The 13,797-nt window shown below is 41.9% G+C and carries 6 protein-coding genes; 3 read left to right on the top strand and 3 right to left on the bottom strand.

Going from position 1 to position 13,797, the window contains the following annotated elements; translation table 11 throughout:
* Nucleotides 1-9: 9 nt before the first annotated feature.
* The 3 genes from BUC10_RS14310 to BUC10_RS14300 all read right to left on the bottom strand — a co-directional run bounded on the left by BUC10_RS14310 (nt 10) and on the right by BUC10_RS14300 (nt 5,277).
* Entirely contained in the window at nt 10-3,234 is a 3,225-nt protein-coding gene (locus tag BUC10_RS14310) for a SusC/RagA family TonB-linked outer membrane protein (protein WP_165614911.1), read from the bottom strand.
* 237 nt (nt 3,235-3,471) lie between these two features.
* Nucleotides 3,472-4,599: a FecR family protein gene (locus BUC10_RS14305; protein ID WP_073180880.1), complete on the bottom strand. Its 1,128-nt coding sequence runs from the start codon at nt 4,597-4,599 to the stop codon at nt 3,472-3,474.
* A 117-nt stretch (nt 4,600-4,716) separates the two neighbouring features.
* On the bottom strand, nt 4,717-5,277 hold the full coding sequence (locus tag BUC10_RS14300; RefSeq protein ID WP_073180878.1) for an RNA polymerase sigma factor: 561 nt from the start codon (nt 5,275-5,277) through the stop codon (nt 4,717-4,719).
* A gap of 309 nt (nt 5,278-5,586) precedes the next feature.
* On the opposite strand from BUC10_RS14300, the gene BUC10_RS14295 reads away from it, so the two are divergent.
* From BUC10_RS14295 to BUC10_RS14285, 3 genes are read left to right on the top strand one after another with little or no spacing between them, the layout of a single operon-like run.
* Nucleotides 5,587-7,611, top strand: a complete 2,025-nt coding sequence (locus tag BUC10_RS14295; RefSeq protein ID WP_084732669.1) for an MGH1-like glycoside hydrolase domain-containing protein — start codon at nt 5,587-5,589, stop codon at nt 7,609-7,611.
* A 3-nt stretch (nt 7,612-7,614) separates the two neighbouring features.
* On the top strand, nt 7,615-10,641 hold the full coding sequence (locus BUC10_RS14290; RefSeq protein ID WP_073180876.1) for an aminotransferase class III-fold pyridoxal phosphate-dependent enzyme: 3,027 nt from the start codon (nt 7,615-7,617) through the stop codon (nt 10,639-10,641).
* A gap of 14 nt (nt 10,642-10,655) precedes the next feature.
* Nucleotides 10,656-13,796: a glycoside hydrolase family 2 TIM barrel-domain containing protein gene (locus BUC10_RS14285; RefSeq protein WP_073180874.1), complete on the top strand. Its 3,141-nt coding sequence runs from the start codon at nt 10,656-10,658 to the stop codon at nt 13,794-13,796.
* Nucleotide 13,797: the final 1 nt, after the last annotated feature.

Raw genomic sequence — 13,797 nt, 5'->3', positions numbered from 1 at the left:
ATTTTTTTGTTAGAGTGTAAGATTCAATCCTAGGATGAGAGATTTGGATAAAGGATAGAAACCTCTATCGACGCCTCTATTAAAAGTTCCTCCATTACCTAGGGCGGGATCGAACCCGGAATAATCAGTAATCGTAAATAGATTGGTGGCCGTAACGTACAATCTGAGATTGTCCACAGGTAAATTCCCCATAATATTCTGTGGGAAAGTGTAGCCTACCTGAAGGTTCCTAAGTCTGAAATAAGACCCATCTTCCAAGAAATAGCTTGATGGTCGAATGTTGTTGTTGGGATCTCCAAAAACATTCCGAGGAATATTACTTCCGGTGTTGCTAGGAGACCAAGCATTCAGAAGATCAGCTGACATGTTTTGCCTGTCCGTTCTGTACAACCACATTCTAACACCGTTGTAGATGTTGTTACCATGGGTTCCTTGGAAGAAAAGGCTCAAATCAAAATTTTTATAATTGGCGCTGAAGTTGATTCCATACTCAAAATCTGGAAGTCCACTGCCCATGAACTGTTTGTCATCGTCATCCAAAGCACCATCACCATTGGTGTCTACAAATCGAAGGTCTCCGGGAGCGGCATTGGGTTGCACTCCGTGGGCATCTACTTCTGCCTGAGTCTGGAAAATCCCATCCGCTTCGAACAGATAAAACCGTCCAATTTCGCCACCTACTTCCGTTCGTGTTGTTGGGAAGTTGTTGAACTCAATGAATCCATCAGTAAACGCCTCATCTGCTATTCCCAATTTAGTGACCTCATTAGTGGAACCACTGATGTTTGCGCTTACACTATAACTGAAGTCGTTGTTGGAGTTGTTATATGAGGCTGAAAATTCCCAACCCTTGTTTTCCAGATTACCACCGTTGGTCAAAGGAAATGAGGTTATTCCCGATGTTGCAGGAATAGGTACATTTACCAACATGTCGGTTGTCTCGGAGGTGAAATAATCAAATGAGAACTTCAATTGGTTCTGTAGAAGACCAAGGTCCACCCCAATATTGGTGGTAGCAGTCTCTTCCCATTGGATATCAGGTGTAGGCAATGAGGTTGCAATGGCACCTACAATCACAGGTTGACTTTGCCCTGCACCAAAAGGGTAATTTAGCTGTTGTCCGCCTGACCCAATTCGGGCCAGGAACAAATGATCCCCGATCAACTGGTTCCCCAAGGTACCATAGCTGAAACGTGGCTTTAACTGACTGATTAACTCTGAATTGAAAAAACTTTCGTTATGAACTGCCCATCCAAGGGATATTGAATAAAAGTTTCCATATTTATTCGTGGAAGCAAATCTTGACGAACCATCTCTTCTAACACTACCCTGAATATAGTACTTGTCGTCTAGATCATAGCTTAATCGTCCAAAATAGGATTGTAAGGTACTTGTGGAGTTAAAACCAAAAGATGACTCATCACCAATACCAGCACTTAATCCTCGTAGTTGATCAGATGCCAGTTCGTTGTTGGATCCCCCGGCCGACCTAAATTCGCTTTTCTCCCTTGAAATACCTAGTAGAACCTCAATATCATGTTTGCCGAAGGATTTACGATAGTTCAACGTGTTGTTGAGTGTCCATTCGTTGGATCTGGTCCGAAGCTCCGAAAGGGAAGGATTCTCATTTACCGCTTGGGGGCCAAAATTATAGGTCGGCAAAAAATTGGCGAAATGCGTATTTTCAATATTTGCACCATATTGAAAACGATAATCCAGTCCATCAAAGAGTTTTAAGGTAGCGGCCACATTAAATTGTAGGTAATCATCTTCGTCCGTTCTATCATTCAATTGCGTTTCGCCTACAGGGTTCCCTGATCCAAGTTCGGATGGAGGTGTGGCAAAACCATTTAAGGAATTAGAGTCGAAAATGGCTTTATGGGGCAAGGTCTGATAGATTTGTAGGAAAGGTGAAAAACTGGCGTTTCCTTCCTCGGTTGGTTCAAAAATTCCCCCTGTGGTTTCACGAGTGTAACTTACACCTGGGGCAATCTTTAAGCGACCCTCCAACAAATTAAAATCCAAATTTAATCGGGTACTTAGCCTGTTAAAATCTGTATTCACTACTGTACCCGTATTTTCAAAATATCCTGCGGAGAAACTATACTTCATGTTTTCTGTTCCTCCGGAAATACCTATATCATGTTTTTGCTCAAAGGCATTGTCAATATAGGCGCCAACCCAATCAGAATCTGCATACTGTGCTCCGCTGGTTAGATAAGGAGCTGGGGCTTCACCGGCATTGTTAAATGCTTCCAGTTTAATTTGATCATGTTGTGATCTGTTGGCGACATCTACACCGTTACTGAACCACTGGGTGCTGGCATAAGAGCCTATAGTCACCCTAGGGTCACCTGTCCGTCCTCGTTTGGTGGTCACAATTACGACCCCGTTGGATGCCCTGGAACCATAGATGGTTGCTGCAGATGCATCCCTAAGAATACTAATATCCTCAATATCCGACGGATTGATATAAGAAAGTTCCCCAGGAATACCGTCTATAACCACTAAAGGATTGTTGTTTCCAATGGTTCCGAGTCCCCTTATACGGATAATAGGTTCACTTCCCGGAGCACCTGTAGCGATGGCCACATTTAAACCCGCCACTTGACCTTGAAGTGAGGTAGCGACATCGGCGGTAGGAATCTTTTGAATTTCTTCTATGTCCACGGAGGAAATTGCTGCAGTTACCTCTGCTTTTCGTTGGGTACCAAAACCTACAAGAATTACCTCTTCCAAGCCTTGGGCATCTTCATCCAAGGTGACGTTTATGGTGGTTTGGTCACCCACGACTACTTCCTTGGTCGTAAATCCCAAATAACTAAAAACCAGGGTGGATTCAAATCCAGGGACCATAATGGAATAGTTGCCATCAAAATCGGTTTGGGTTCCTACGGTGGTATTTTCCTTAATTAATACAGAAGCCCCCGGCAATGGAGTTCCATTAGTATCGGTAACGGTCCCGGTAATCTCCTGCTGTACTTTTTCCTTCTTTCTTTTGACCTGTTTTTCCTTCTTTATTAAAAGGATGGCCCCATCGGGTGATAATTCGTACTCAAAATCTGCAAACGACAAGGTTTTTTGGAGTAATCGGTTTATGCGGGTTTCTCCTTTTTTAACTTTAACCCTTGGTGCTTCCGAAAATAAATCCGAACGATAGATAAATGAATAGTCCGTTTGTTGTCTAATGAGGTCAAAGACCTGTTCCACAGAGAGTTCTTGATCTCTGTCCACAACAATTTTTTTGTCCTGTGAGAATCCTATTTTGGTTGAAAAACCAAAGGTTGCCATGCAACATAAAAAGATAAAGGTCCTCATAATAACGAGTAATAGTGTCTTCCTATAGTAAATAGGTAGTCCAACAAATTTTGTTTTCATAAATTTGATTGCGTTAGTTAGTTAATATTTAATTAATTGATCGACAGCAGGGATGGGAGTTTAAATTGTCCAGGTCTAAGCCCCATCCCTATTTTATTCTACCATAATTGTTTTCCCTTTAGTTGTGAATTTTGCTTCGTTCGTGTTTTCTATGATTGAAAGAATGTTCTCTAAGTCCTGATTTCGATTAAAAACACCATGAAATGAAATGTTCTCTACCGAAGTGTTCCTGATTTCAACTTCTACATCGTACCATCTGGAAAGCACAGTCATAATATCCTTTAAAGCCATATTCTTGAAGCTGAAAAGACCATTTTTCCATGAAATGGTATTGTAGATATCTGCAGGAGCTATACTGATCTGCTGAGATCCCTTATCCAATTTGGATTGGAAGCCCGGGCTCAGATTATTGACATTGCCCCCATTTCTAATGGCAACCTTGCCGTTGACCAAAGTTGTTTCTATAAAGTCATCTTCTTTGAAAGCTTTGATGTTAAACTCTGTTCCCAGCACGTCCACTTCTTGTTCTTGTGTGGCAACAAGAAAATGGGTTCCATGGTTTTGGGTACTGGGTGAAACTTCGAAATAGGCCTCACCATATACCAATTCCACTTTCCTGGGTTGGTTAGGAGAAAAGGCAACCGGATAGCGTAGTTCTGAATCTGAGTTTAGCCAAACCTTGGTTTCGTCCGAAAGGACAATATAAAATTGTCCCCCTCTCGGAATTGTCAAGGTGTTATAGGTTGGCGTTTGTGTTTTGTCGGCAACTGGTTTTGAATAGACAACTTGCTGTCCATTGCTGGTTAATGCAGTTGTTCTAAAGGTCTTACCTTTTTCCAAGGGAACCTTGGTGCCATCTTCCAAGGTCAGGGTAGCCTTATCAGAACCAATTTCAATGGTCTCCGTGGGCACGTTCACTATGGGTTCGGTAATGGGTTCTTGCTTTGTGAATAAAAAAGGCAAGCTAAGTAATACCAGCAGCACTGCGGCCGCTGCATATTTCCAGTACATGATCGTTCGTTTCTTTGATTTTAGTTGAGAATCCACACTTTTCCATCCGGTCCGCACATCAATGGCCTCGGGAGATTTTAAGTGATTTTCCTTAACTTTTTGAAAATAGGCCCGATGGGTTTCTGACTCGGAAATCCATTCTTGAAAAATCCTTGCTTCGTCTTTGGTAAGGGTATTATTTAGTTTCTTAAGGATTAACTTAAACTCCATTTTTATGTTGACTTCTTTTTACTAAGACAATCAAATTCTTAAAATGGGTGACAAAAAATTGAGAAAAATTTAATAGTGTGTTAATAAACCGGCGGATTTACTACGTATTAATGCAATTTATTGGGTGAAAAGTAATGTGAGAATCAATGCCATTTGCTGGGATATTTTGAGTTTGGCCCGCTTCAATTGGGTCTTGACCGTATTGACCGAAACCCCAAGTTCTTCAGCTATATCAATGTACTTATAGTTGTCAATAAACCGCATCTTCACAATTTGCTTCATTTTTGAAGGAAGGTTTTCAACGACTTTTAATAGCTGTTGATGCACAATTTTAAGATCATCGTCCGAGAAAATTTGCAAATTATAATCAGATGCGATCAAGGACTGCAAATCCATAACATTTGCTGTATCCGTGATTTTTATGGATTTAAGATAATTGAGGCATTTGTTACGCACCATGCTGTACAAATACCCCCTTAACGAACTTTTGATTTCCAGTTCTCCTGCCCTTTCCCATAAATAGATAAAAACTTCTTGCACCATATCCTCACTGTACCCCGGGTCAAAAAGGTAGCTGTTGGCATAATGGACCAATTCTTCATAGGTGTCTTCAAAAAACTTTTTGAACACAAATTGATTGCGTTTTTGAATTTCCCTTAAAATAGAATTCGAATCCAAAATTGGTTTGGCTGTTAAGGTTGACTAAGGAAAAGATATAAGACTGATTGTGCTTTTTTTAGGTTAGCTTGAAGTCTAATTTTACCCATCCTATAATTCTGGTTTTGAAAAAATGTCAAGATTAAAAGTATGAATTAACCATGATTTTAGTTTGTCGTGGCTGTTAAAATGGTTTTTTTTGTACCTTTCGCAAGTCCATAGTTAGCAGCGTGTTTCCCTTTTCGTTGTAGTTTATCATATCGTTCGTATAATGTTTGAAAGAAATTTCGTCACTTGTGAAATTTATAATCATTGTATGATATTTAACCCATGGACAACTCATTTTTCTTTTGCCTAATTGCATTTCTTTTTTTGAACAGCTGCCGTGATGTGGGCGAATCGGAACCCTCGACTTTACATCAGTTCTCGTTTTCTGAAAATGTGCTTGATTATAAAGGAGCGCCAAATTCTCCACGAGATAGGGATATGCTCATGTTCTCTGATCAAGGGGCATGGTTTGCCTATGGCCTTCCAGATACTATCGGTTATCATGGTGGATTTTCTGGTCCCTTTTTGATGACCCAGGAAAACGGGGTTTGGTTGAGTCCCGTCCTCCAACGGTTAGAATTTAATTTAATTGACCCTGGGAAGCAACCATCTTCTTTGACCAATGCATTGATATCCCAAAAAAGCTATGCCAGTCACTTGGAGCAAGTTTATGTGGGATCGGTACTTAATGTTAAACAAGAATTGGTGTACCTGTCTGCTCATACGGCCTTGCAAAGAACCGTGGTCACCAATAGGACAGATAAGTCTATTTCTTTGGATGCCCAATATTCGGGTCAACTCTTTGACGTTGGGGTGCAAGCAGAGACCAAAGGGGATCAAATCGCGCTCATATCGGAAAAAAGTGATGCCGTAGGCTATTTACTCTTTCTAGATGGGGCAAAAGGAATACAAATTCAGGATGGCTTGTCCTATAATTTGGAAAAGCATCGGTTTGTTCTAAAACCACAAGAATCAAAGAGTTTCTTGGCTTCCCAAACCTTTATTTTTCCCGAGTATTCTTGGGAAAAAGAGAAAAGGGCCATTGAGGCGATTAGTTTTGATACCCTTTTAAAACGCCGGAAAGTTGAAGCACAAAAAGAACTTTTGTCACTTCAATCCAAACTTCGTGAAAAGTTCAACGATAGTTTGTATCTCACGCTAGCCGCAAAAGCTCGTTTGACGATGCAAAACAATTGGCGGGTTCCTGCGGGGGAACTGAAACATCAGGGATTGTTTCCGAGCTATCACTACGAATGGTTTCATGGATTTTGGTCCTGGGACTCTTGGAAGCATGCCGCTGGTCTTTCCCTCTACCATCCCGAATTGGCAAAAGATCAAATAAGGGCCATGTTCGATTTTCAACATGAAAATGGATTTATTGTGGATTGTGTTTATAGAGACACCACGATAGAGGCCCACAACCTAAGAGATACTAAACCTCCATTGGCTGCGTGGGCGGTAGCCAAAATTACCCAGCATAGTTCGGATACAAGTTTTGTTAAGGAAATGTACCCAAAGCTAAAAAAGTATCATCGTTGGTGGTATTTGGATAGGGATCATGATCAAGATGGACTATGTGAATATGGATCTACAGATGGTACCTTGATTGCCGCTAAGTGGGAGAGTGGCATGGACAACGCTATTAGATTTGATGGAGCCAAGATGCTCAAAAACTCAGAAAGAGCCTTTTCTATGAATCAAGAAAGCGTAGACTTAAATTCCTACCTCTATGCAGAAAAGTTGTATTTGGCCAAATTGGCAGCTTTTTTACATTTGGAAGACGAATCCAAGAACTGGACAGATGAAGCCCATGTTTTGAAAGAACGCATTCAAAAGCAGTTTTTTAGTGAGAAAGATGGATGGTTTTACGATACCAACTTAAAAGGTGATGTTTTTGTTGAAGGAGCAGGGAGTGAGGGTTGGATTCCACTCTGGGCCAAAGTAGCTTCATCAGAACAGGCCAAAGAGGTGAAAGATAAAATGATGGATCCCATGAAATTCTATGTCAAAGTACCCTTTCAGACCATGGCTGCCGATCATCCCAAATTCAACCCCTTGAAAGGATATTGGAGAGGTCCTAATTGGTTAGATCAGGCATACTTTGGCATCAAAGGCCTTAGAAATTATGGATTTGAAGAAGAAGCGGATGTTGCTACCATAAAACTATTGGAAGGAGCGGAGGGCATTTTGGACAAGGGAACTCCCATTTTTGAGAATTATCACCCACTTACCGGGAAGGGACTTAATGCTCCAAATTTTAGTTGGAGTGCTGCCCATATCTTAATGTTGCTGACAAACGAGGAATAGCCAATGGAATACGGGATTTTGAAAATCACTACAGAACAAGCGCAGGAAATTACGGAACAACTTTTTGGTATCAAAGGAGTTGCCTTTCCACTGCCTGGAGAGGTCGATTTTAACTTCAGGATTAAAACCAACAAGGGGCATGGTTACATTTTAAAAGTCTCACGTCCAGAAGAGGATACGGATTATTTGGACTATCAACAGCAATTACTGCTTTATGTTGAGCAACGTGCCGAGGGGATCATTTCTCCTAAAGTGATTAAAGATACATCTGGCAATATGGTCTCGGACTATAGGGATGAACAAGGCAAACTTCGTAAGATACGCTTGTTGAGTTGGGTTCCCGGTCGTATTTGGAGCGGGGTGAATCCACAGTTGGATGATTTACGTTTTAGTTTGGGAGAACAATGCGGACTTTTGGCAAGTGCATTGAGTGGATTTGACCATCCACAGGCCCATCGAAACTTTGAGTGGGATGTGGCCCAATCGCTTTGGATTAAGGAACACCTGGATTTATTCGCGACGGATGAAAAAGAAATACTTCAGTTTTTTGTTGAAGGATTTGAAGAAGTGCAGGAAACCTATGGCAAACTCAGAAAATCGGTAGTACATAACGACGCCAATGACAACAATATTATTGTTACGGAAGATTTGATCCACCCCAGAGTGCGGGCATTTATAGACTATGGTGATGCCATCCATACCCAAATTATAAATGATGTGGCCATAACCTGCGCCTATGCCGTTATGCATCATAATGACCCTTTGGAGGCTTCCTTGTCGATTGCTGAAGGGTACCATTCTTCCTTTCCATTAAAGGAAGAAGATGTATCACATTTGTATTGGGCCATTGCTATGCGATTAGGGATCACAGTAACCAAATCGGCCTTAAATAAGATAAAAGAACCGGACAATGCTTATTTGTTAGTGAGTGAGAAACCGGCTTGGGAAGTGCTCCGAAAATGGTGTAAAATCCACCCTGAATTTGCGCACTACAGCTTCCGGAAGGCATGTGGATATCCAGCTCATCCCAAAAAGTCAAAATTTGAAACATGGTCCAAAACAAATGCTTTTTTATTATCGAATTTGTTTCCCACCGTATCTAGGGACCAGGTGGAGCATTTGGACTTAAGCGTTTCCAGTAGGTGGGTGGGACATCAAGAAGAATTCAATGATTTGGAACTCCTCCAGTTTAAATTGGACCGACTTCAAAAAGAACATCCAAACAAAATTTTGGCAGGTGGGTATTTGGAACCCCGTTCGCTCTATACCACATCGGCCTATGATAAAATCGGGAATAGTGGAAGGGAAAGCAGAACCGTACATCTTGGGGTGGACTTTTGGCTTAGGGAGAACACCCCTGTCCATGCGCTTTTGGATGGAGAAGTGGTCACTGCTATCAATGATGCAGGAGATAAAGAGTATGGTGGGCTGGTAATTTTGAAGCACAACATGGATGGTTTCGAGTTTTATACGTTGTACGGCCATTTGATTCCGGAAAGTGCCACCAAGCATGAGGTTGGCAGCCAGATTAAAGCTGGGGAAAATATAGGTCTTCTGGGCAATTTTCCCGAGAATGGGAATTGGGCACCACATCTTCATTTCCAGATTATGCTGTCGATGCTTGGTTATAAAGATGACTTCCCTGGAGTTGCCTACCCCAACCAGTTGGAGGTGTGGAAAGATTTATGCCCTGACCCTAACCATTTGTTCAAGGTCAAGGGGCTTGAACCGGTGAAAAGCAATTCCAATCCGGAGCTAATCGAATATCGGAAAAAACATCTGGGTAAAAGTTTGAGCCTTCAGTATAAAATACCGATTAAGATGGTAAGGGGAGCAGGTCAATATCTCATTGACCAATGGGGACGAAAATATCTGGATACGGTAAACAATGTGGCCCATGTTGGGCACGAAAATTTCAAGGTGGTAAAGGCGGGCCAGATCCAAATGGCATTGCTCAATACCAATTCACGCTATTTACATGATAATATTAATGCCCTGGCACAAGAACTATTAGAAACGCTGCCTCCCGAACTTTCCGTATTACATTTTGTAAACTCGGGGAGCGAGGCCAACGAGCTGGCCATCCGGATGGTGAAGGCCGCTACCGGGCAAAAGGATATTATTGCCTCCGAGGTGGGTTACCACGGTAATGCTAATATATGCGTAGATATTAGTTCCTATAAGTTCGATGGAAAAGGTGGTGCAGGAGCTCCTGAGCATACCCATATTATCCCTTTACCAGATGCATTTCGGGGGAAATACCGTGGAGACAATACCGGAGACCTTTACGCAAAGGAGGTCCAGCATCGGATAGACGATATACGGGCCAAGGGAAGGGACGTAGGAGGGTTTATCATCGAATCAATAATCAGTTGTGGTGGTCAGATTGAACTTCCGCAGGGCTTTTTGTCAAAAGCTTTTGAATTGGTTCGAGCCGCTGGAGGACTGTGTATCTCGGACGAGGTGCAGGTAGGCTGTGGTAGAGTAGGGAAAACCTTTTGGGGCTTTCAATTGCACCATGTGGTTCCTGATATCCTAACCATTGGTAAACCCTTGGGTAATGGACATCCATTGGCTGCGGTTGCATGTACCCAAGAAGTGGCGGAGAAATTTGCCAATGGGATGGAATACTTCAACACCTTCGGCGGAAATCCGGTCTCCTGTGCCATAGGAACGGAAGTACTTAGAACCGTGAAAAGGGAAAATCTACAAGCACATGCGCTAGAGGTAGGCAATTTCCTAAAGCAGCAGCTAACGACCCTGCGAAAGGATTATCCTATTATTGGCGACGTGCGGGGTCAAGGGTTGTTTTTGGGTTTTGAATTGGTGGACCAGCAAATGCAGCCTTTAGGAGAAAAAGCAGATTACCTTGCCAATCGTATGAAGGACCATGGCATCCTAATGAGTACGGATGGCCCAGACCATAACGTCTTAAAGATTAAGCCGCCAATGGTCTTTACCAAAGACAATGCGGAGGAGCTGATAAACTACTTGATGAAAGTTTTCGGTGAAGATTATATGAAAGCATAAATTTATATCACCCAATGAGAATAATCATCCCCCTGGTGTTGGCATTGTTGGTTTTTGGCTGTAAGAATAATTTTATGCCAGAAGTCCCAAATCAGTTCAACCACTTCAATCACGAAATTTTTGAGGAGAACAAATTACCTCCAAGGGCAACTTTTTTTGCCTTCGAATCCATAGATTTAATGGAACAGGAAGATTCTAGACGTTTCATGAACTTAAATGGCGACTGGAAGTTTCAATTTGTAAAGAACCCAAAGAATAGGCTTACCACTTTTCAAAATATAGGTTTTGATGATAGCGATTGGGACACGATACCTGTACCCGCCAATTGGGAAGTGGAAGGTTACGACCACCCCATATATTTGGACGAGCGTTATCCTTTCGACACAGACTGGCCGAATATTCCCGCTATGTACAACCCAGTTGGCACCTATCGTAAGGAAATTACACTTTCCAACGATTTTCTCAAAGAAGATGTAATCCTGCATTTTGCTGGAGCCAAGTCGGCCATGTATGTGTATGTCAATGGCCAGTATATTGGATATTCCCAAGGAAGCAAAACACCAGCGGAGTTTAACATTTCTAAAAATCTAAGTGAAGGAAAAAATCTAATTGCCTTGCAAATGTTCCGCTGGAGTGATGCCAGCTATCTGGAAAGTCAGGATATGCTTAGAATGAGTGGCATAGAGCGCGATGTTTACCTCTACACAAGGCCAAAGACCCACATAGCTGATTACCATATTTATACAAATTTGGACGATACTTATTCCGATGGAGTATTTCAAGGAACGGTTAGAATTAAAAATGAATCTATAGTCACTGTTGCAAGAAATGTTGGATTGGAACTTTGGGATGGAGCAACTTCGGTCTACAACGAAATATCGTCGGTTAAGATCCCACCGGGAAAAGAAGTAAAAGTCAGTTTTGATCACCTTTGCAAAAGAGCAAAGCAATGGTCGGCGGAAATTCCAAACTTGTATCGCCTTAAAATCTCATTGGAAGATAGTTTGGAGCCGAATCATAATCAATTCATTAAAAGCCATGTAGGATTTAAGCGGGTTGAAATCAAGAATGGGCAGGTTCTTATCAATGGTAAGGCGGTATATATCAAAGGGGTTGACCGTCATGAAACAGACCCTTTCACGGGACATGTGGTATCCAAATCTTCCATGGAAAAAGATATTCGATTAATGAAGCAAAATAACATCAATGCTGTTCGAAGTTCACATTATCCCAATGACCCCTATTGGCTTGATTTATGTGATAAATATGGATTATACGTTGTTGATGAGGCCAATATTGAGAGCCATCCTTTGGCTATTGATGAGAATACCCAAATTGGAAACGAAATGGCTTGGCTCCCCGCTCATATGATGCGTACCCAACGGATGTATTTTAGGGATAGAAACCACCCATCCATTTATTCGTGGTCCTTGGGCAACGAAGCAGGTGAGGGCAGCATCTTCAAAACAACTTATGAATGGCTCAAAGAGCAGGACAATAACCGAATTGTGCAATATGAACCTGCCGGGAAAGATGATTATACAGATTTGTATTGTCCTATGTACCCTAAACCAGAGTTCTTGATAGAACATGGAAAATCTAATTCGGATAAGCCTTCCATAATGATCGAATATGCGCATGCCATGGGCAATTCTGTAGGGAACTTGCAAGATTATTGGGATATCATAGAAAAATATCACAATCTACAGGGAGGTTTTATTTGGGATTGGGTGGACCAGAGTTTGGAATACAAGGATGAGAACGGAAAGCCTTATCTGGCCTATGGGCACGATTATCACCCAGACCTACCTACGGATGGTAATTTTTTAAATAACGGATTGGTAGATCCTTACAGAAATCCACATCCACATCTATCCGAAGTCAAGAAAGTATACGAACCAGCTCAATTTCAGTATTTAGGCAATGGGATGGTATTCCTAAAAAATAAAAACTTCTTTGCCGATTTCTCCGATAAAGAGGTGAGGGCGAAGCTTCTGGTTAATGGAAAACTGGAGTCCGAGCAGTTGGATATCCGTATCGATGTTGGGCCGCAAGAAACCAAAAAAATCGGTATTAAGGGAATTCCAACTTCCTTTCGAAACAATGATGAGTACATTTTAGAGTTGAGCTTGGTCCAAAGGGAATCCGCAGCTACTGTTCCTGAAGGTCATGAAGTCGCTTGGGATCAATTTGTATTGCAAAAAGGCAATTTTCAGGATGCAAAAGAGACGTCAAACAAAAACTTTGAAATAAAAAAGGTGGGGGATTCTTATAACATAACGAATGATAAGACCAGACTTACAATAGATGTTATGACAGGAGAATTTCAGGGTTGGGAGTTTGATGGAGCTTTGATTTCAAATATTCCTATTAGACCCAATTTTTGGCGACCACCTACGGATAACGATTTGGGCAATGGAATGGACAAATGGGCCAAAATATGGCAGGATGCAACCTACAACTATGAAGCAAGTCTAGTTGAAGTTCCATCTTTAGATTCTGATGGGGCCGTCAGTTTTAAGGTTGAATATGACCTGCCGCAGGGAGTGGCCGAGTTGACCACCGTTTATACGGTGCTGCCCAATGGAAATCTTAAAGTAGCGTATCAGTTTGTGCCTAAAGATTCGGAACTGCCCAATATTCCTAGATTGGGAATGTATCTAACGCTTCCCGATAGCTTTACAGAGGTAAGTTGGTACGGGAATGGACCACAAGAAAGTTATTGGGACCGAAAAACTGGTGTTAAAGCAGGTTTGTATAGTGGCAGGATAAAGGACGAATTTCATCGCTACCCACGTCCTCAAGAAACAGGAAATAAAACTGATGTACGCTGGATGGAAGTTTCTTCCAATGACTTAACAATAAGAATGGTTGGGGATAGGCAGTTGAATGCCAGTGTTTGGCCCTTTTCCATGGCTGAATTGGATTTCGATTCAGAGAAGGATGGCGCGGCTTCAGCCTCAGGGTTGGTGCCTGTGACCAAAAAACATGGAGCAGATATTAAAACTGGTGTCAGCGTCCAATGGAACATTGACCTACAACAAATGGGAGTGGGAGGTGATACATCATGGGGCCGATTGGTCCATGACGCTTACACCATTGCACCGGTTGCCCGATCCTATACTTTCACGTTGATACCCGTCGCTAAAAAATAAG

The organism is Flagellimonas flava (genome assembly GCF_900129665.1).
In the GTDB taxonomy this organism is placed as follows: Bacteria; Bacteroidota; Bacteroidia; order Flavobacteriales; family Flavobacteriaceae; genus Flagellimonas; species Flagellimonas flava.
Note: the sequence above shows the minus strand (reverse complement) of the source record. Positions and strands in the feature narration are given on the sequence as shown.

Bases quoted from the DNA above. Each gene is read 5' to 3' on its own strand.
- BUC10_RS14305 (WP_073180880.1), bottom strand. From the start codon at position 4,599: ATGGAGTTTAAGTTAATCCTTAAGAAACTAAATAATACCCTTACCAAA.
- BUC10_RS14295 (WP_084732669.1), top strand. From the start codon at position 5,587: ATGGACAACTCATTTTTCTTTTGCCTAATTGCATTTCTTTTTTTGAAC.
- BUC10_RS14290 (WP_073180876.1), top strand. From the start codon at position 7,615: ATGGAATACGGGATTTTGAAAATCACTACAGAACAAGCGCAGGAAATT.
- BUC10_RS14285 (WP_073180874.1), top strand. From the start codon at position 10,656: ATGAGAATAATCATCCCCCTGGTGTTGGCATTGTTGGTTTTTGGCTGT.